The sequence below is a fragment of the Yersinia intermedia genome (assembly GCF_900635455.1).
Lineage (GTDB): Bacteria > Pseudomonadota > Gammaproteobacteria > Enterobacterales > Enterobacteriaceae > Yersinia > Yersinia intermedia.
Genome location: NZ_LR134116.1, coordinates 4,017,752 through 4,038,414 on the forward strand (window position 1 = coordinate 4,017,752; position 20,663 = coordinate 4,038,414).

Here is a 20,663-nt window from a genome sequence, read left to right on the forward strand (position 1 = left end):
TCCATGTGAAATAAATTTAATGAATATTAAAATAAATCAAAATAAGCAAAACAAGAAAATAATATTATCATTACTCTTTTTTATCCACGGAATAGCCTATGCTAGTCTCGTCCCTTGGATCCCAGAAATAAAGGAGAAGTTTTACCTTAGTCACTATATGGTTGGTATAATGATATCATCTATCCCAGCAGGCGCAATTGCCCTGGGATTACTCTCAAAGAATTTTATTAATTCAATTGGGTTATATTGGGCAACAAATATAGCATTTTTATTCTTTATAGTTTTCATATCAATAATACCATTTGCATCATCATGGTATGAAATAACGTTACTGCTTTTCCTGTTTGGGGTTTTCGATGCCTGGACAGATACTTGTATGAATGTACAGGCACTAAATGTACAGAGGTTATATGGCCGAAGCTTGATTAATCAATTTCATGGCGCAGAAAGTATCGGCACAATCATGGGAGGGGCCATCGCCATATCAGCAATCGGATTCGGCTTTTCTATGGGGCAATTTAGTATTACTGTATTATTTATGAACCTAATAATATTGATTAATTATATGACATCCTTCCGAAATGGAAATTTAAAAAATCAATTTCCCCTTCGTAAAAATATTAAAAAAAGCATGAGTTACACAGGTACTAAACTGTATATCATTGCGTTAATCTTGCTAGCATTCACATGTGGCATAGAAGATACAGCAAGTATTTGGGGCGCTATATATATGAATAATTACTATCAAGTCCCCTCTGTTATTTCAGGTTTACCTTATCTGGCTTGTCAAGTATCAATGGTTATAGGCCGAGGCTTTGGTGATGAGCTGACCAATAAATTTGGGAGTATTCCAGTATTAAGAACTGGGATCTTGATGGCGGCATTGGGAATAGCAACAGTGATAATCATTCACCAACTTTTTCAATACTAGGTTTTTCGTTAATTGGATTAGGGATGTCAGTTATATTCCCATTAACTATTTCATTTATTGGTCAAATACCAAATATAAACTCAACGAATGGAATCACATTCGCCACTTGGATATCACGAGTTGGCCTGCTTATATTCCCACCATTAATAGGGATGTTGGCCGATATGATATCATTAAGAACTGCACTGATTACGATATTGATTGGTTGTCTATTGGTCTTCTTATTAATTAATACACTATCAAACACACTAATTAAACAGTTAACCTCAGGAGATAAATAATGAAAAAAATGAAGTGGGCTATCATATCAGGGGATGGACTCCCAACAAGTGGTCTACTCACTATTTTTAGAAATGTTGTAGAAATAGCTATAAAAAACAATAAGATTATTAATGAAATACCTGCCGATTTAGGATTCTCTTGGCGGCCGGACAAAAAACACTTTTTCCCGTATGGCAGTGCTGAATCCCATTATCCAACATGGATGAATGTAAGCTCTATTCACCAAAAAATTCCATATGATAACGATCATGCTCAGTGTTTTACTCATATCAGAAAGAGAGTAGCAAGATATGAATCATTAACAGACGCAGAAATTAAAGACATCAATCAGGATATTGATTCTATTGCTAAAATTTATGAGGATTATTTCCTAAGTTGGTTTGAGGATAATAACGTCGATTGGGTATTCTGCTTAAACATCACACTTTCGGATGCCGTTCCTGTTAGCCTGGCACTACATAACGCAGCGAGAAAATACTGGGCTAAAAAAAATAATGGCGGTATTATTTTTTGGGATCATGACCTCTTTGGTAGTTATGCTATTTATGAGCATGAGGAAAGGCTATACCCTGAAAAACCCAATATATTGACACCAATACCACAAGATAATGCCTATACTAAATGGATAGTGGCTTCTGAAGCACTGGCAAAGGAAAGCAGAAACTACCCAACAGAACTTGTACCCGATGTCATTCCCAATATATTGCCATCAATAGATATGTCTGTTTTCAATGATATTCATATTGATTTTTTAAGCCAACATAATATACCTGTTGGTTCATCTATTGTTATAGTTCCTGTTCGGGTATTCAGAGTCAAAGGTATCGAAATATCGATAAGTGTCTTTAATGAGCTATTTGATATTTATAAAGAAAAAAAACTGCTCACGCCAAAATTATTGATCTTCGGTAATATCAATGAAGATCCTGAGTATGCTTATGAACTAAAAGAGCAGGTAAAAAGATGCGGTCTTGATGATGATATTATATTTTTAGATGAAGTACCGATACAAACATATAAAAGTAAAGAAAACCAATGGTATCTGGATGAAATTGATTTGCTTACCATTTGCCATACTTTATCAGGTGCGGTTTTATTTACACCAAATGTAGAAAATGTAGAAAGTGTCGGTTTAGGGCCAGCACTTGCCGCGATAGCAGGCATCCCTTGCGCAGTGACACACTACTCGGCCTTCACTGAATTTTATGGTACTGGATATCATCATATTAAAGTGATTCCTGAACACCCTCGAGATGCGGCACAACAGTTGTTTACATGGATGCGTTTACATGCGGCCGAGTCTAATGACATTAAAATTCTGTTAGCTAATAACAAAAAATTTGTCCAATCAAGATTTCCTGAAAAACCATGGAGTGAATTTATGGATAAGTTGCAATGAATATAAATTATCACTCTCTTGATAAATCCATTATTGAAGGATAGATATAATGAATATTATAGATATTAACTCACGTAGAAACAAAAATGATATTCCATCCAGAATAAACATCTTAATACTTGGTGCGGGTATGTCAGGCCTGGAGTTAGCCAAGCATTTAAGCTGTCGAGGAATAAAAGATACAGTCGTTATCGAGGCGGGCCCAGCAGATGATTGCAACCATATAAATGCAAGTGGTGAATGCGATCGCGCTAATGAATATTGGAAAAATGAAGATTCTGATAAATATGCCTACCGTTCATGGCATTCTTTAAATGAGCCTCATTTTGCTAAAGGGACTTGTCTGCGCCGTAGAGTCGGCGGCAGATCCCTCTATTGGCATGGTGTTATCTTGCCAATAGAAGCGGAGTCACTTAAGTACTGGCCTTCAAATATTGTCCGCGATCTGACAGAAGGTTGGTTAGGCGGGCCATCACTTTACACTCAGGTACAATCTGAAATACTCGCATGGGCGGGAAGAAGCCATGAAACAGATTACTCTCTCCAATTCTCTGGCTTTGAGTTTAAAATCGCACCACAGGTTATCCGCAATATTGACTCATCAGGGGGTTGGGAATCATATTCACCACTATCCTATTGGAAACAGGATAACCAATTAAAAGCTGATCCGAAAATCATTTCTGGCCATGAAGTTATCGCTCTTATCATTAAAAATGGCCACTGTATTGGCGCTAAATTGAGGAATACTCAATCAAATGAGATATATCCCGTATTTGCTGATAAATGTGTTCTCGCCTTAGGTACCATTGAAAATACACGTTTAGCCGCTAAAACACTTTATGACTCAGGGCTTTTGATTGAGGAAAAAGTAACTGGCCTTGTTGATCATATTGTACAGGGATTTAATGTAACACTTGAATATTGTAAACTGCCCAATATGCTCAGAGAGTTAATTGAACATAACACTGACACCATCTTCTTTTGCCATAGCCCATCAGGCGAGCGGTTTAATTTATTTTTCACCATCAGCCAATCAGAGTTTGGTATTGAGTTAGAAGTATGGGTAATGGGTGAACAGATCCCTTCAGAACAAGGATACATCTATATAGATAGAAATGATGAAGACATGCCTTTATCAATTTATAGTAGTTTAAATAATGATGACAATGCGTTAATACAAAAACAGCAGGATGAATTAAATAGATTCTGGCATGGTATTTGTGAAAATATAGCAATCCCCTTCTCCCCTTTAGCTTTTGAAGGCGGTTTTACTGTCCATGCGAGAACCATGGGGGATGTCTATCATGAGTTTCATTCCTCATCGAGGGCCGTCCGTGTCAACAAACCCGCCACATGGATAAGCCCGCTCGGCACCGAAAACCATGAAGGTTGTACTCTGCCACTGGGCAAGATACTGAATGAAAATCATGAATTTAATCATATTAAGAATCTATATGCTGTTGGCCCAAGTATATTCCCTCGACCAGGTGCGGCTAATCCATCGTTAACAACCCTCGCGCTATCACGTCGACTTGCTTACATTCTTAACTAATAAAAGGCCAAATTAATAAGGATATTAATTATGCAAAAACCAATTTATATTCTCGGCACGGCCCTATCACATGATGGCTCAACTAGCCTAATGAAGGATGGCAAGATTATATTCTCTATTGAAAAAGAAAGAATATCCAGAGTGAAGCATGATGGGTTCAATGATAATGCCACAATCCAATATTGTTTAGAGGCTGCCGGTATTCAATACAGTGATCTCAGGTTGGTGGTTGAACAAAATTCTTATAATCCATTGTTTAGCCAATCATTAGAACAACGGAAAAATCGAGTTTTGCCCCCTATGGTGCCAGTCGTCACGCTTTCACATCACTTGGCACATGCCTACAGTGCAATCGGCACATCACCTTTTGATGATATGGGTATCGTGGTTATTGATGGTCATGGAGGTAGCTTAGACAGTTGTAATGACATGGTAGAAGGTATCAAAGGTGCAAATAGCATTCACGTCAACAATCGTTACCGTTACTGGGAGACATGCAGCTACTACGTTTATCAAGATGGAGAAATAAAACCAATTTTCAAAGATTTCTCCCGCTGGGTTAATCGAAAGAACCGCAGAGATTACCCTGTTTCAAGCTGGGAAATAGAGAATTCTATTGGCGAGTTCTATGAAGGAATAGCGCTGTATATTTTTGGTGAACTGGATTGCGCAGGTAAGCTGATGGGGTTAGCCCCTTATGGAAGGCCGAATGTTATTGATTGGGAAGCATTCTTTTTCGATTCCGGCAAAGTGGTATTGCGTAATGACTGGTGGATAAATATAGATCCGCTACTGAACACCAGCCCCACTCACTTTGGTGACAACTTTCAGTATTACGCTGATTTGGCCTATTGGGCACAAACCAAACTTGAGCAAGCACTATTTTATCTATTCAGCTATTACTACCAACTTTATCCTATGAAGAACTTTGCTTATGCCGGGGGGGTCGCATTGAATGCCACTGCAAATGAAAAACTCATTAATAATAGTGAGTTTGAGCACCTCTATATTCAACCTGCTGCGGGTGATAACGGGCTTTCGATCGGTTGTTGCTATTATGGCTGGTTGGAAATACTGAAGAAAGAGCGAGTAAAACACTCTGGCTCAACGTACTTTGGTAAAAAATATAATGATATTAGCGTTATAGAAGAGTTTGAAAAGCATACTGATAAAATTGAATATAATTACCATGATGACATTGAAGCTATTGCCGCTAAATCTATCGCATCAGGTCATGTTATTGCCTGGTTCCAAGGGGAGTCTGAGTTTGGCCCTCGCGCTTTAGGCAATAGAAGTATTTTAGCTGATCCATGCAACCCACAAATGAAAGACCATATTAATGCTAACGTTAAATATCGTGAAGATTTTCGCCCCTTTGCCCCTGCTGTTTTACATGAGAAAGTACATGACTATTTTGATTTGAATCATGACAGTGATCACATGCTATTTATTGCCAATGTCAAAGAGCAATATCGAGCAGCACTAGTGTCGATTGTTCATGTTGATGGTAGTGCTCGAGTGCAGACAGTCAAAAAGGAGATGAATAAGAAATTCCATACGTTAATAGAATATTTCCATGCCGAGACTGGCGTCCCTATATTACTGAACACTTCTTTAAATACCAAAGGGATGCCAATTGTGGAAACGCCCAAAGATGCTATCAATTTATTCTTAAACTGTGGTTTAGATTTTCTATTTATTAATAATTACATGATATACAAGAAAGACAACCATTTAATTCCCTTATGTTAATACAGATGTAAGTCATATTTATCCATTAAGAGATGAGGTTTATATGCAACGTGAAAAACTGTTTAATTGCGATAAAAAAAACCTAAAAATTGGCATTATTCATTTAATAACTGAAGGCGTACAACTTTTTGTCGGCGGGGTTGGTTCCTATATCAGAGGGCAGATCCTGGCATTACCAGAGGTTATTGAATTACTGGCTAATAATAATATTACATTAGAACCCCATTTTATTGAGATTGCCTCCAGTAAGTATAATGCTTTCTTTGATACCCACCATCATAACTATTTTATAAACCAAATTAATAATATGGGAGGGACTTTTTCGACAGTACCAGACATGACTATGGGGAAAGGCGTTGATTGTTCATGGCCCTACGGTGACGCTTTTCTTGGCAATTTACAAAACTGGCAAATATCCTCTGCGGCTGGTGCGGCAAAAATTATCGATCTCAGTACTAATTATGATATCACCCTAGCCTTTTGCCATGAATTACCGTTCTCGTTCACCCCACTCATTGCTCGTCTACATGCTGAGGTTGAAACATTGAATTTAAAAGTTGTTTATATTTCTCATGGCACGGCATTTAATCATGAAATGCCATTACCCAATCCTGAGCGCATTATGGCCGAATCGTTAGCTGTTCACTGGGCCAAGATTGATTCTAATATTAAGCTCGGCAATATCAGTCACTTTCTGGCGACGCACTTAGTGGCACAATACGGTGCTGATCCACAATCATTTATACCGACACCTGCGGGAATAAATATCAATGATCCCTGGTTTAGAATACGCAGTGATCAGGAAATTAGTGACACACTCTCATCATATGGCATATCACTGGAACACCCCTTAGCGATCACGTTAGGGAGAGGAGTTCATTACAAGCGCCATGATGTGTTACTCAGGGCAGCCCGTTATCTGGGTAATGATATTCATCCCGTTATTATGAGTGATCCTATTTTGCCGGAATTATCTGCCTTGGCGAGCCAACTCAATATCTCTGCCTCTATTATAAATTCTTTTGATCGTGAACTGATGGCATGCCTTATTCAATGGCGTAATACTCGCGTTTGCGTTCTTTCTGCGGAGAATGAACCTAATGGATTGATTCCAATGGAGTCTCGTTGGCTGGCCAGAAAACAGGGAGCATTGTTAGTCGTTGCCGACTCCGGTGGTTTGAGTGAGCAAGTTGAACATGGGATCGATGGGTTCCTTCATATTCCAGGGAATGCGGCAAGTTTAGCGGAAATAATACGTCAGGTTTGCCAATTAACCGAAGGTGAAATAGCTAATATTAGGCACGCCGGCGCAACACTCATTAGAGAACGATATAACTGGCGAAACCAGATTTTGTCACCACTGAGACGTCTGGCTCCACAAATTGCAGCTCTGGAGTGATGCAGAGCTGCAATTTTTAGTTAATCATTTTTTGGTGATGATTCTTTATTGCAGCTTTAATGCCCCGATGGCGGTATCTAATATTGCGTTTTGCCCATTACGGCTGGCTTCCAGGCACCCCAGGGCACCGACTAACATTGGAATATCCAACTCTTTAGCCAAAATGGCACTATGAGACATGATATGCCCTTTGCTTAAACAGATGCCTTTTACCTGCCGGTGGTTCAGCCCAATCATCTGTGAAGGCAATAACTCATTAGCTAGTAATATAATTTCACCACTAACTGAAAGCGAAACCGGTGGTAGCCCAGTCAAATGGCCCAATATGCGATTAAGTATATCGCGGATATCTAATTCCCGAACGCGTAAATACTCATCATCCAGAGCCAGATAATCTTCCACCATTGCCATCAATTCATCCTGCAATGCTGATTCTGCACAAACGAGCTGGCGCTCTATGCGCGCGCTCATCGCCTGATGCAATTCCTCATCATCTATCAGCATCGCATGTGCGTTGAAAATAGCCGCAGCCTCAGCGCTAATTTGTTGCTCGGCCTGTAGCGCCAACTGCTGCAAATCAGCCACAGTTTGAGCCAACGCCTGCTGTAAACGCTGCCGCTCTTTAGCTACCTGTTCAACATTGATTGTTTGAGGTAAAAAAACCGGGAGGGCAGGCAACCATTGCAACAACGGCGCACTAATAGCGCCTCGAGGTACCATCACGCCGGTAAATTCCCCCTCACTGGTGGAGGTAACTAATTCGCCAAAATGTTGTTGAGCCAGTTGCATAAAAGCATCTAGCGCCTCACCTGCTTGCTCCCCACTGGCTAGCAAACGAATGGTATCACCTTTACGAATTTGCAATATAGCGAGCTGGTTCAGGCTACGTGGATTTACACACTGGCCATTTTTTTCCAGCAGTAAATCTGCCGCGAACGGAGCCAATGCTTCGACCAATTTAGCCGCTGGTCGCACATGTAGCCCGTTAGGATTGCGAACCACCCAACTGACACTTTGTGCATCCGCTGCCGCCTTAGCCACCGCATTGCTGGCAGGTGCCGTAGCCTCTTCCCCTAGCTGAGTGGCTTTAGCGATCAACGCCCCCATCGCTTCAGCACGCACGTCGGCGAGTGAAGCGCCAGATGATGCAGCAACGACAGCAGCGAGAGTCCCTTCCACCAAGGGTGCTGCGCAAAGTTGCACATGCTGCGCCATGTCGGGGTCTAATAACTCCAATGCCGTTTCGGCGCTGAGTAAAGCACTACCCAAATCCATCAATACCAGTACGCCGGATGGGGTGTAAACCGACTCAATAGCTTCCATCACTTTAATGGCATCCGTGCCAATAGGATGATCCAGGTCGTCTACACCGGCAGCAACCGCTAACTGGCAGCCCCCTTGTGTCATTTGCTGTGCCAGTTCGGCCACACCCTGAGCCAGCAGCGCGCTATGAGAAACTACAACGAGATTGACCATCTTTCCTCCTGATAAACGTGTCGGTCCAGCCTGATTAATGACTGGCAACCTGCCATAGCGCCTGCATCATCAACATCGCTGATGTTGCTCCTGGGTCCTGATGACCAATACTCCGTTCGCCCAAATAGCTGGCGCGGCCTTTGCGAGCCTGCATGGTAATAGTCCCGGCCAATGCTTGCTGAGCGCGTTCAACAGCCTGCTGTAACGCATCCACCAATGGCACTCCCTGCTGATTTGCCTGTTCAAGCTGCGCCACCACCGCCCACCAAACATCGCACATCGTTTTATCACCCGGCTCCGCTTTGCCGCGCATCACTACCCCTTCCACACCATCTTTAAACATCTGACAAACCGCTGTCAGATCGAGGCTCTGCTTAGCATTAGTGCTTTGTGCCGCGCGAATGAAAAATGTGCCAAACAACGGGCCACTGGCACCGCCAACACTTGAAAGCAGAGTCATACCGGTATTTTTCAGGATGAAACCAATGTCTTTATCAGCAAAGGTAGGTAACTTCTCGACCACTTTATTAAAGCCGCGATTCATGTTCAGGCCGTGGTCGCCGTCGCCGATTTCGGTATCCAACTGCGTCAGAAAATCTCGCTGCTCGCTGAACACTTCAGCGCATAGCTGTAACCAACTGACAATTTGTTGTTTAGTGAGTCCCATGCTCTTCTCCTGGCACATTGTTTTATAAGACTGTTTTATAAGATTGTTTCATATGCAGTACTTGTGCTACCCCGCAGGATGAGCCTCCAATGAGGCTCATGACACCAATGCGCTTACTTAAAGTGATTCAGATTAGTGAAAGTCGCGCGCCCCCTGCGGCTTCAAGTACCAAGGAGATATCAGCACCCCCAGCGCAGCGCAGGGGTACTTACCGGCGCATCCCACAATGACAGCAGTTCATCATCAACTTTCAGCACGGTGATGGACATCCCTTGCATATCCAATGACGTACAATAAGAACCAATCAACTTACGCTCGATGGTCAAACCGAATTGTGTACAACACTCCGCCAGACGGTGCCAGACACCATAAAGTTCTGATAAGGGAGTCGCACCAAGGTTATTGACCAAAACAATGACCCGATCGCCTTTGGCTAAGGGCTGCTTACTCTGGCGCGTCTCACTCCAGTCACCGGCTTGTCGATCCCAGTGGCGTAATGTGCGCTGATAACTGCCGTGATCAATCAAGGTCTGGAACATGGCATCTACCGTGTTATTCAGCGAAGTAAATGGCCGACGCTCGATACCCGGTTCACCATGGATACCCACACCAAACTCCATCTCATTTTCAGCCAAAATAAATGACGGCTTACCGGCTGCTGGTACAGTACACGCGCCAAGCGCGATGCCGATAGAATGCCCCTGATTATTAATTTTCTGACCCAATTGTGCGCATTCATCCAAAGAATCACCACGTGCCGCCGCCGCACCGAGTAATTTTTCGATAATCACCGTGTTCGCCACCCCACGCCGCCCGGCGGTATACAGGCTATCTTTGACCGCCACATCATCGTCTATCACTAAGGTAGCAACAGCGGTGCCACCGGCATGCAACAGCTCGGCGGCAGTTTCAAAGTTTAGAATGTCGCCAGTGTAATTCTTAATTAGCATCAGCACACCTGGCCCACCATCAATGGCTTGGCCACATTCATACATTTGATCGGGGGTCGGCGAAGTAAAAATCTCACCAGGGCAGGCACCATCCAACATGCCTTCGCCAATAAAGCCACAATGCATCGGCTCGTGACCACTGCCACCACCGGACATCAATGCAACTTTGCCACTCACTGGCGCATCTGCACGGGTGATAAAAAGGGGATCCTGATGCAATGTCAGCTCAGGATGCGCTGCAACCAGCCCCTGAATTTGTTCCTGTAACACACTCTCAACGCTGTTAATTAATTTTTTCATTTTATGCTCCGCGAACGGGAATGCTGGAGAACAGAGCTGCCAATGATGCAAAACACCGGCAGACTCAGTCGATTTTCTACTTAGAACGTATTTGCCGCACAGATTAGTTGAGGAAAGCCTGACCCAAACGGTCAGCCACAATAATTGCTGCATATACGCTGTCTGGTGTCACCTTAAATGGCATGTTGTGAATGGTTTCGCCCTCAGCACAACTGGCCTTGGCGACAGCGTGGATTTTGCGTTCGATATCCTGAGAAACCCCCATTTCAGCCAATGTGATTGGTAAACCCAGTTGCTGGCAAAATGAGAGCACTGTCTCGATCTCTTCCATGCTGCTGTTCTGTAATACGAGCTGTGTCAACGTACCAAAGGCCACTTTCTCACCGTGATACAAGTGGTGACACTCATCTAATACGGTGAAACCGTTATGAATGGCGTGGGCTGCCGCCAAGCCGCTACTTTCAAAACCAATACCACTCAGATAGGTATTAGCTTCGATAATACGTTCAACGGCTTCGGTCACAACACCCGCCTCTACCGCCAGTTTGGCTTTATAGCCTTCCGCCAGTAAGGTTTCATAACACAAGCGAGCCAACGTGACTGCCGCTAATGTTGATGCACCACCGGCCATACTGATAGCTTTAGCGTCAAAACAAGCTTGTGCTTCAAAGTAAGTAGAGAGCGCATCCCCCATACCGGCGACCAGTAAACGTACTGGTGCTTTGGCAATAATGGTGGAATCCATCAGTACAATGTCAGGATTTTTCGGGTAAATCATATATTCAGCGAACTTGCCCTGTTCGGTATAAATGACTGATAAGGCGCTGGTCGGGGCATCGGTAGAGGCAATGGTAGGCACCACAACAACGGGGATATGCTGATAGTGAGCAATCGCTTTAGCCGTATCGAGGGTTTTCCCACCACCGATACCAACCACCCCATTACAGCCGTGCTTTTTCAGCTCAACCGTTAGTCGCTCAATTTCGTGACGGGAACATTCGCCATTAAAGCGACTGAAATGATGTTCCAGCTCACGGGCTTGCATGCTGGAGCCGACGGTATCAGCAGTCAGCTTCATGACGAAATCATCAGCAATGATAAAATAGTTATTAGCTAATAACTTAGCAAATTCACCAATGGACTGTAATGCATTGGCACCTTGAATATATTTTGACGGAGATTGAATGACTTTCAGCATATCTTGCTCCTGTAGCGTAAGAGATAATGTAAGAATAAATAATTTTTAGGGTTAATTTGATGAAACTGCATCCACTATAAGCGCAAAAAACAGGCTGAGAATCAGCAATGAAAACGTTCCATTATGAAACTCCATTATCTCGGCATGGTTTCATATTGGAACGATAGTGTGGTGACACAGGGGCAGGAAGAGAGGTGGCGCACAGAAGCCGTCAAACGGTGCAATAAGGTAAAATAGAAATAGGTTTATGAGCGATAAGCAACCGCCATAAAAAAAGCTGCCCCGATAAAAGGGCAGCGTTGGTCATTCTCGGTAGTGATAACGCGGCGCTAGCCGTTATTCACTGACAGGTTCAGTCACTCACTTTCTCTTTAGGTTCTGGATTCATACAACTGTAAATCACTGGTAACACCAGCAATGTCAGCACCGTTGCAAAGCCCAGACCAAACATGATGACCACAGCCATACTCTGGAAGAAGGCATCACTGAGCAGCGGAGCCAGCCCCAGAACAGTAGTAAATGCCGTCAGCATAATAGGCCGTAAACGAGCGGTAGACGCATCAATGATAGCTTCGCGCAGTGGTTTTTCCTGCCGCTGTAGGCCTATCTCTTCCACCAGCACGATGCCGTTACGTATCAACATACCACTCAGACTTAGCAGCCCCAGCAAGGCCATAAAACCGAAAGGGATCCCCGTCAACAGGAAGCCTACCGTGACACCAATTAATGCCAGTGGCACCGTCAGCCAGATCGCTATAGCATTGCGCACCGAGCTGAACATTAATACCGTTACGATGAACATAATCAGGAACGCGATCGGCAAACTGATGAAAATACCCCGTTGTGCTTCCTTGGTACTTTCATAGTCACCTCCCCACTCCAGTTCATATCCGCGCGGTAACTGAATGGCTTCCACACCCGGTTTGATACGCCGCAACAGTTCAGCAGAGGTCTCACCACCTTGTTGGGTAGGGTCCGTTTGTACCGTCAACGTCCGCTTGCGGTCCAGGCGCATAATGAGCGGATCTTCCCACTCGGTTTCAAAACTGGTGACAACATTATCGATCGGGATAAAGGCAAGGCGCGCCTGACTCCATACCATCACATCATTCAGCCGTTCTGCATTAAGCCGTTCTGCATCCGGTGTGCGCAGTACAATCGGCATTAAGCGAGTGCCATCACGGTATAATCCTACCGGCAGGCCACCAAAACTCATGCGCAATGTGCCATCAACTTCGCGTTTATCTACCCCCAGTTCGCGCCCCAGATAGTCGGAGAATTGTGGCCGGATCATTTTGCTACGATCCTGCCAGTCATGCCGTGCACCATCTGCCATTGGATCAGCAATGATCGCCTTTTCCGCTTGCGCTGCCAGGGTTCGTAACACTTCAGGATCCGGGCCAACAAAGCGTGCTTCAATGGAGCTGTTGTTGGATGGCCCAAACATGATGCGTTTTATCTGCGCATCAACCTGCGGGTATTCATCATGCATATAGGATTCGATTTCATCAATCAAACCCGGAATTTGATTTAGGTCCTCAGTACGAATCATCACCTGCGCATAGTTAGGATAACGACGTTGAGCATTGTAGGTCAGCATAAAGCGCATCGCACCCTGACCAATCGTCACCATGGTGTCCTCAACCCCTTTTTGCTGCTTGATATACTGCTCAACCTTGTTTGCTATCCCTTCGGTATAATTGATATCAGTGCCATTCGGCAGCCAGATATCAACGAAGAAGATTGGCGTATTTGATGGCGGGAAGAAGCTCTGGCGAACATTACCAAAACCCACCACCGATGCCACTAACATGGCCGCCAGCAGCACCAAAGTGATACTGCGATATTGCAGTAATTTATTCAATATCACCCGATAATAGCGGAATAACCACCCATCATAAGGTTGTCTGGCCGGCTTATCGGCATCCACTTTCGCCGGTTTCTGGTTTTGGAATGCCCACTTAGCAAAGACCGGTGTTAGCGTCAGTGCCGTGAGCCAACTTAACATCAGCGAGATCAACAACACCTGGAATAACGATTTACAGTATTCACCCGTTGCATCATTGGACAGGCCGATAGGCGCGAAGGCCAGAATGGCAATGATGGTCGCGCCTAACAACGGCATCATTGAGCGCTTCACCACATTGCTAATAGCAGTAAAGATGTTTTCGCCTCGCTGGCGACCAACAACGATACCTTCCACCACCACAATGGCGTTATCCACCAACATACTGAGCGCAATAATCAGCGCCCCTAACGACACTCGCTGTAGCTCGATATTAAATAGCCACATAATGAGCAACGTACCCAGTACGTTAAGTGCCAGCGAGATAGCTATCACTATACCGCTGCGTACCCCCATGAAAATCAGCAAAGTGACCACAACAATCAACAGTGCCAACAGGAAGTTAAGGATAAAACCGTTAACGGCCCCTTCAACTTCATGGGACTGATCATAGAACACGTTGATATGCATACCTAACGGGCGTTCACTATCAAGCTGCGCCAGTCTGGCTTTAATCGCATTACCTACGTTTACCACGTTGACATTTGGGGCAAACGAAATCCCCAGTGCCAGTGCGGGTTTACCGTTAGCACGATAAATATTGGTCGGTGAATGGCCGAAACCCTGAGAGACAGTGGCGATATCCCGCAAATACACGCTTTTCGGGCTGCCGGGCTGACTTACCAGTAAATTCCCCAGTTCTTGTACACTTTGGAATTCACCGGTCGGATGCAAACGGATAGACTCACTGCCTACCTGCAACTGGCCCGCATCAGACACCACATTCTGGCGGCTCAGTAAATCGGACAACTGCTGTGGCGTGATGCCTGCGGCGGTCATCTGGGCGCGAGAAATCTCCACCTGAACTTCCTCAGGCAGAATACCCACAATACCCACTTTACCTACCCCAGGAACCAGTACCAGTTCACGTCGCAGTTGCTCGGCGAAATTACGTAAATCCTGGTTACTGTAACCCTCTCCCGTGAGCGAGAAGAAGAAACCATAAACATCGCCAAAGTCGTCATTGACCATCGGCGCACTGGCTCCTGGTGGCAAGCGCACACTGTTATCGCTGATTTTACGCCGCAGTTCATCCCAGATTTGCGGTAACTCATTTGCGCCATATTGTGCGCGAATATTGATGGTTATTTGCGATAAACCCGCACTGGAAATAGAGGTAACATCGTCAACATAAGAGAGTTCCTGAATCGCATTCTCCAATGGGAGCGTGACTTCTTCCTCTACCTGCTGCGCTGATGCACCATCATAACGGGTGACAACTACCGCCGTTTTGATGGTGAAAGCTGGGTCTTCCAGCCGGCCTATATTGAGATAGGCAATAATGCCACCAATACCCAGCAACAGGATCGTTAGCCAGATACGGGTATTATTATTGATAAAATTGTCAGTCAGCTTCATCAGAGACCCCGCTCACGGACCCAAGCCCGGACAACCTGATTTGGGCGAAGCTCACCGGTACCTGCGGAGACAATCTGCTCGCCATCCGCCAGGCCGGAGGTGATTTGAATGCCGTTGGCGGTCAATTGACCCACCTGAACTTTGCGCTCTTCAACATGCATCTGACCGTCATCATTCTTGATAACCCAGACCCTGGCATCATTCAATTGGGCACTGTCTGGGTTAAACACCGCCTCCACGGGTACGATAATCGTCGGATGATCAGTACCAGACAGATTGCCAGAGTTGATTCTTACCCGGCCACTGATACCTGAAAGCAACGGCATATCTGCTGGGCGCTTCATGGTCAGCGTCACCTGGAAAGTTTGTGAAGCAGAGGTGGTTGAGGTGGTGTGTTCTTTATACTCAGCAATAAATTCGCGCCCCGGCATATGGTTAAGTAATACCGTTGGCTTGTATGTCCGATTGCTGATGTCCAGCGTAGTAAACAGGCGCTCCGGCACACTGAACACCACATCTAACGTATCCAATGCACTTAATGTGGCAACCGCCTGACCTGGGGCCATGACCTGATGGTTACGCACATTCACATTGGCAATAATGCCATCAAAAGGTGCGGTGATAGTTGCATCACTAAGTTCTTTTTGTGCAATTTCCAAGGCCGCACGCGCAGATTCCATCTCAGCACGACGTACATCTAACTCAGCACGAGATACTGCTCTTTGCCCTTGCAACGTATTGAAACGGTTAAACTGATCGCGAGCCAGATTAAAAGTAGACTGACGATCCCTGACTCGTAGGTTCAAATCCGTATCATTCAGTCTGGCAATGACTTGGCCTTTTTTCACCTGCTCACCTTCACGAACCAGCAACTGTTGCAATTGCCCACTTCGTTTAAAGGAGAGTTGGGTTTCATCGCCAGCTTGTAATCGCGCTGGAAAATAGCGAGTGCCATTTTGCCCACTGTCTTCAACGGTAAATATTTTTACCGGGCGCACACTTTCTACGACTTCAGGGGGAGTTCTGTCGCAAGCAGCCAGAAGAAACGTTAATAGCAGAGTGATTACTGTTTTTATCTTCACTATAAGATCTCGTTGAGTCAGGTTTTAATAATTATTGCAGATTAATTACTCACACTTTTTTTATCTGTTTTAGGCTTCACTTTTTTGTGACAGACAGCGCACCAGCCTTCTTATCAGTGTGATTAATAATCCCCCAGTAAAATAGATCAGCACAATTAGCGCCTAAATGGGTAGTGTTATTTGCACGTAACGGATAAATAGCCAATAGAGAAATAGCGCTGCTTTGCTATTCACTATCGGCTATTTTTTTAAGAGCAACTCCGTTACACCCTAAATAATTCGAGTTGTAGGAAGGAGGCAATTAAGCGAATCCCCAGGAGCTTACGCAGTCAAGTGATTCGGGTCAGTGCGCGCAGCTAACACCCCTGTGGCTTCAAGGCCGAAGGCCATCCCCAAAGTCATTGGAGCCACAGGTAGGCAGCCAGCAAACGAATCCCGATGAGCTTACGCAGTCAAGTGATTCGGGTCAGTGCGCGCAGCTAACACCCCTGTGGCTTCAAGGTCGAAGGCCATCCCCAAAGTCATTGGAGCCACAGGTAGGCAGCTAGCAAACGAATCCCGATGAGCTTACGCAGTCAAGTGATTCGGGTCAGTGCGCGCAGCTAACACCCCTGTGGCTTCAAGGCCGAAGGGGATTAGTAGTCGACGGCATCCCGGATTATTGGACACGTCATACAGTGACCCCCCCCACGCCCACGGCCTAATTCACTGCCAACGATTTCAATCACTTCCACCCCTTCTTTACGCAGCTGGGTGTTGGTTTTGGTATTACGGTCATAGGCCAACACCACACCTGGTGAAAGCGCAACCATGTTATTACCGCTGTCCCATTGTTGACGTTCAGTATCGTAATCATTACCTTCCGTTTCAACCACACGCAGTTTTTTCAGATTCAGTGCACCAGCAACTGCTTCAACAAAAGTCCCTTTGTCGCGACTTAACTTAATGCCGGTCGGGCCATTATCAGGGCGCAGTGAGAAGGTTTGGATCTGATTAACAATCGCCGGATATAACGTTACGACATCACGGTCGCAGAACGTAAACACGGTATCCAAATGCATGGCGGCACGCAGTTTAGGCATGGCCGCAATCATGACGCGTTCAACCTGCCCTTCACTATTTTTAAACAGCGATTGCGCCAACTGAGTAATGGCCTGATGCGATGTTCGCTCACTCATCCCGATTAACACCGTTTTATTACCGATTGGCATCACATCACCGCCTTCCAGCGTAGCAGTGCCGTGGTGCTGCGTCGGGTCACCCCACCAGACTTTCACATTGGCATCACCAAAGTCTGGGTGGAATTTATAGATTGCCGTGGTGAGGATAGTTTCTTCATGACGCGCCGGCCAATACAGTGGGTTTAGCGTCACACCGCCATAGATCCAGCAAGTGGTATCGCGGGTATACAGTGTATTGGGCAACGGTGGTAACAAGTATTCAGTTATGCCCACCGCTTCGCGGATCAGCTTCAACTCTTCTTTGTCACATTTACCGTCGTTATGCAGCTCAGTAGTCGATAAACCGCCAATCAGCACTTCAGCGAGTACGCGAGGTTCCAGACTTTCCAGATAGCTGCGGGTTTCTTGCAAAATGCCCAGTGACACTTCATTAGGGACAATTTGCTGATCCAGAATCCACTTTTTCGCCGCTGGAATGGCAACTGTTTCAGCCAGCAGGTTATGCATCTCAACCACATCAACACCGCGTTCGCGCATTTTGGTCATAAAATCGAAATGGTCGCGCTTAGCTCTTTCTACCCACAGCACATCATCAAATAATAATTCATCACAATTACTTGGCGTCAGGCGGTTATGGGCACGCCCAGGGGCGCACACCATCACTTTATGCAACTTGCCGACTTCAGAGTGAACACCAAACTTAGTTTTAGCGTGAGTTTTCTTAGCTTTATCTGACATAAGAACTCCAATAAATTATATGGTGATAATCCCGGTGGCAATGCTATAAATCGCAGCAACCGCAGCAACAATCAGAACAATAAACAGTATTCTCTCATAGGAATTAAAGGCTTTTTGATGCTGCTCACGTTTGGCAATCAGATACAAAATAGTGCCTGGTCCGTAAATGATGGCCGACAACAGCACGTATTTCAGACCGCCGGCGTAAATCATCAGTGCAGAGTAGAAAGTGGCGATAATGGCAAAGATTAAATCTTTTCTATGACCACGGTTATTCGTTTCGTAAGTCTCACCGGTCCATGCTAATTTCAAGCCATAAGCTCCCACCAGCAGATACGGGATCAGAGTTAATGAGCTGGTTAATTCCAGTGCCAATTGGAAAGCATAATCAGTAAACAACGTGAGAATTAAGAATATCTGTATAAAGATATTGGTCAGCCAAACCGCTGCTGAAGGCACAGCATTGCTGTTTTCAGTCGCGAATATTTTTGGCATGCTGTTACTCTTGGCCGCCGAAAACAGGACTTCCGCCGCCAGCAGTGACCATGATAAATAAGCACCCAATACGGAGATAATCAGGCCAACACTGATAAATATTGCCCCCCAGCGGCCGACTATCGCTTCCAACACCCCGGCCATTGATGGCTGGCGTAACGCTGCCAAATCAGGGCGCAGTAGCACGCCGTAAGACAGCATAGTGATCAATACCAGTAGGCACAGCACACCAATAAAACCCAGAACAGTCGCAATACCAACATGGCTACGTTCTTTGGCATAACGTGAATAAACGCTCGCACCTTCGATACCCAAGAATACAAATACAGTGACCAGCATGGTGCTACGTACCTGAGAGAATAAAGACTCAGGTTCAACCGACGTGGTGATTGCCGCAGCCGCATGACCAACATAACCATAGTCATTCAGATGGGATAAATCGGCACCTTTAACCACGTCTGGCGTGCCCCAGAAGTTCAACGCGAAGACATCACCTTTAAAGGCAAAAATCAGCACAATGACGAAAATGAAGATTGGAATTATTTTTGCAAAGGTAGCGATGGTATTAATTGCCGCAGCTTCTTTAACGCCGCGCAATATCAGGATATGGAATCCCCATAAAATAACGGAGGCAATTAACACCGCTGGAATAGTATTACCATCACCGAATATCGGGAAGAAAGCCCCTAACGTAGATTTAATAAGTACAAAGTAAGAGACGTTACCAATACAGGTACCAGCCCAGAAACCTAATGCAGAAGCAAAACCAAGATAATCCCCAAAGCCCTCTTTTGCGTAGATGAATACCCCAGAATCGAGATTAGGTTTACGCTGCGCTAATGTTTGGAAAACAAAAGCCAGCATTAACATCCCACCCCCGGCGATACACCAGGCAATCAGTGCACCAAACCCGCCCGTTGCTCGTCCAAATGTTGCCGGCAATGAAAATATGCCAGCCCCGATCATTGAACCGACCACCAAAGAGGTAAGGGCCGGTAAAGATAATTTATTCGTTGCTGAATTGGCCATGATGCTCTCAATGACATTGGATAAATTAAGTTAAATGTAAATTCTGCTTATCTCACAGACAGATTCACCCAGACCCACTTATCAATATAAATACATAATTATCATAGCTTCCTTTAAAACTATTGCATAATGCCGAAAAAACAGACCAAATATTACAAAATGTAAATTATTGAAAAAATATCACGGGATCTATGGTTTTGTAACCATGTTGAAAATCATCATTTTGTATACTAAAGAAATCACATGACAGTTTAATTCACTGCCAGCAGGTCACTCCATTAGCATAGATATCTGTTTTTTCCAGAATAGTCATTTGAGATGATTCAAGCATAGGTATTAACCTAATTATCCCGATATATATAGGAGCCTCTACGGCCTTGCTCACTCGCGTTATATGGTCTACGTTTAGAGGTTGACCATTAAAAGTGAAAACAAAAAAATCAACTGTTTTCAATGAGTTAAAAATAACCATCCCGTTATAAAAAATAGGTCATATCTTATTAAAACTCTCTATCAGCTCACATTTACCCCCCTCTGACCGCCATCGATTAGCCATATGTAATCAGGTGATAACTACAGCCATATATCAGGTTTTGATTTTTATAAAATGGATATGATGTTGTTCTTTCAATCATTACCGCGCAGTTATTCATCACGAAAAAATCAATGCAAACCGCATCCGAATAATAATTATCTCGATTTATTGTAGGCTCCATTTATAGTTCATTTACATTTGTTACAACAATGTAAACCTTCGACTGTAACATCTAATTCAGTGAAAAATTACATCGTTTAATGCTAAAATTTC

Annotated in this window: 12 protein-coding genes and 1 pseudogene; 5 read left to right on the plus strand and 8 right to left on the minus strand. The window is 44.6% G+C overall.

Annotated elements, in window-relative coordinates:
* Positions 1–19: 19 nt before the first annotated feature.
* The 5 genes and pseudogenes from EL015_RS18370 (at position 20) to EL015_RS18390 (ending at position 7,315) form a co-directional block, all read left to right on the plus strand.
* Positions 20–1,212: pseudogene (locus tag EL015_RS18370) on the plus strand (MFS transporter).
* Positions 1,212–2,612: a glycosyltransferase family protein gene (locus EL015_RS18375; protein ID WP_005189768.1), complete on the plus strand. Its 1,401-nt coding sequence runs from the start codon at positions 1,212–1,214 to the stop codon at positions 2,610–2,612. The pseudogene EL015_RS18370 and the gene EL015_RS18375 overlap by 1 nt, the downstream one beginning before the upstream one ends.
* A 49-nt stretch (positions 2,613–2,661) precedes the next feature.
* On the plus strand, positions 2,662–4,164 hold the full coding sequence (locus EL015_RS18380; RefSeq protein WP_005189765.1) for a GMC oxidoreductase: 1,503 nt from the start codon (positions 2,662–2,664) through the stop codon (positions 4,162–4,164).
* A 30-nt stretch (positions 4,165–4,194) separates the two neighbouring features.
* Positions 4,195–5,916: a carbamoyltransferase family protein gene (locus EL015_RS18385; protein WP_032907257.1), complete on the plus strand. Its 1,722-nt coding sequence runs from the start codon at positions 4,195–4,197 to the stop codon at positions 5,914–5,916.
* 43 nt (positions 5,917–5,959) lie between these two features.
* Entirely contained in the window at positions 5,960–7,315 is a 1,356-nt protein-coding gene (locus tag EL015_RS18390) for a glycosyltransferase family 4 protein (RefSeq protein ID WP_005189760.1), read from the plus strand.
* 45 nt (positions 7,316–7,360) lie between these two features.
* On the opposite strand, the gene dhaM is transcribed toward EL015_RS18390, so the two are convergent.
* The 8 genes from dhaM to EL015_RS18430 form a co-directional block, all read right to left on the minus strand.
* Complete coding sequence (gene dhaM / locus EL015_RS18395; protein WP_005189758.1) at positions 7,361–8,791, minus strand: dihydroxyacetone kinase phosphoryl donor subunit DhaM; 1,431 nt, start codon at positions 8,789–8,791, stop codon at positions 7,361–7,363.
* A gap of 34 nt (positions 8,792–8,825) precedes the next feature.
* Complete coding sequence (gene dhaL, locus EL015_RS18400; RefSeq protein ID WP_005189755.1) at positions 8,826–9,458, minus strand: dihydroxyacetone kinase subunit DhaL; 633 nt, start codon at positions 9,456–9,458, stop codon at positions 8,826–8,828.
* Positions 9,459–9,637: 179 nt separating this feature from the next.
* Entirely contained in the window at positions 9,638–10,708 is a 1,071-nt protein-coding gene (gene dhaK / locus EL015_RS18405; protein WP_005189752.1) for a dihydroxyacetone kinase subunit DhaK, read from the minus strand.
* 103 nt (positions 10,709–10,811) lie between these two features.
* Complete coding sequence (locus EL015_RS18410; protein WP_005189747.1) at positions 10,812–11,906, minus strand: glycerol dehydrogenase; 1,095 nt, start codon at positions 11,904–11,906, stop codon at positions 10,812–10,814.
* Between the two features lie 352 nt (positions 11,907–12,258).
* The gene (locus EL015_RS18415) at positions 12,259–15,330 is read right to left on the minus strand and encodes an efflux RND transporter permease subunit (RefSeq protein WP_005189745.1); all 3,072 of its coding nucleotides are present in this window, start codon (positions 15,328–15,330) and stop codon (positions 12,259–12,261) included.
* Positions 15,330–16,412, minus strand: a complete 1,083-nt coding sequence (locus tag EL015_RS18420; protein WP_032907255.1) for an efflux RND transporter periplasmic adaptor subunit — start codon at positions 16,410–16,412, stop codon at positions 15,330–15,332. The genes EL015_RS18415 and EL015_RS18420 overlap by 1 nt, the downstream gene beginning before the upstream one ends.
* 635 nt (positions 16,413–17,047) lie before the next feature.
* Positions 17,048–18,331, minus strand: coding sequence for an arginine deiminase (gene arcA / locus EL015_RS18425; RefSeq protein ID WP_005189741.1), 1,284 nt, complete (start codon positions 18,329–18,331; stop codon positions 17,048–17,050).
* Between the two features lie 15 nt (positions 18,332–18,346).
* Complete coding sequence (locus tag EL015_RS18430; RefSeq protein WP_032907252.1) at positions 18,347–19,855, minus strand: amino acid permease; 1,509 nt, start codon at positions 19,853–19,855, stop codon at positions 18,347–18,349.
* Positions 19,856–20,663 lie beyond the last annotated feature (808 nt).

Coding starts and splice junctions, on each gene's coding strand:
- EL015_RS18385 (WP_032907257.1), top strand. CDS start 4,195: ATGCAAAAACCAATTTATATTCTCGGCACGGCCCTATCACATGATGGC.
- EL015_RS18375 (WP_005189768.1), top strand. CDS start 1,212: ATGAAAAAAATGAAGTGGGCTATCATATCAGGGGATGGACTCCCAACA.
- arcA (WP_005189741.1), bottom strand. CDS start 18,331: ATGTCAGATAAAGCTAAGAAAACTCACGCTAAAACTAAGTTTGGTGTT.
- EL015_RS18430 (WP_032907252.1), bottom strand. CDS start 19,855: ATGGCCAATTCAGCAACGAATAAATTATCTTTACCGGCCCTTACCTCT.
- dhaK (WP_005189752.1), bottom strand. CDS start 10,708: ATGAAAAAATTAATTAACAGCGTTGAGAGTGTGTTACAGGAACAAATT.
- EL015_RS18380 (WP_005189765.1), top strand. CDS start 2,662: ATGAATATTATAGATATTAACTCACGTAGAAACAAAAATGATATTCCA.
- EL015_RS18415 (WP_005189745.1), bottom strand. CDS start 15,330: ATGAAGCTGACTGACAATTTTATCAATAATAATACCCGTATCTGGCTA.
- EL015_RS18410 (WP_005189747.1), bottom strand. CDS start 11,906: ATGCTGAAAGTCATTCAATCTCCGTCAAAATATATTCAAGGTGCCAAT.
- dhaL (WP_005189755.1), bottom strand. CDS start 9,458: ATGGGACTCACTAAACAACAAATTGTCAGTTGGTTACAGCTATGCGCT.
- EL015_RS18390 (WP_005189760.1), top strand. CDS start 5,960: ATGCAACGTGAAAAACTGTTTAATTGCGATAAAAAAAACCTAAAAATT.
- dhaM (WP_005189758.1), bottom strand. CDS start 8,791: ATGGTCAATCTCGTTGTAGTTTCTCATAGCGCGCTGCTGGCTCAGGGT.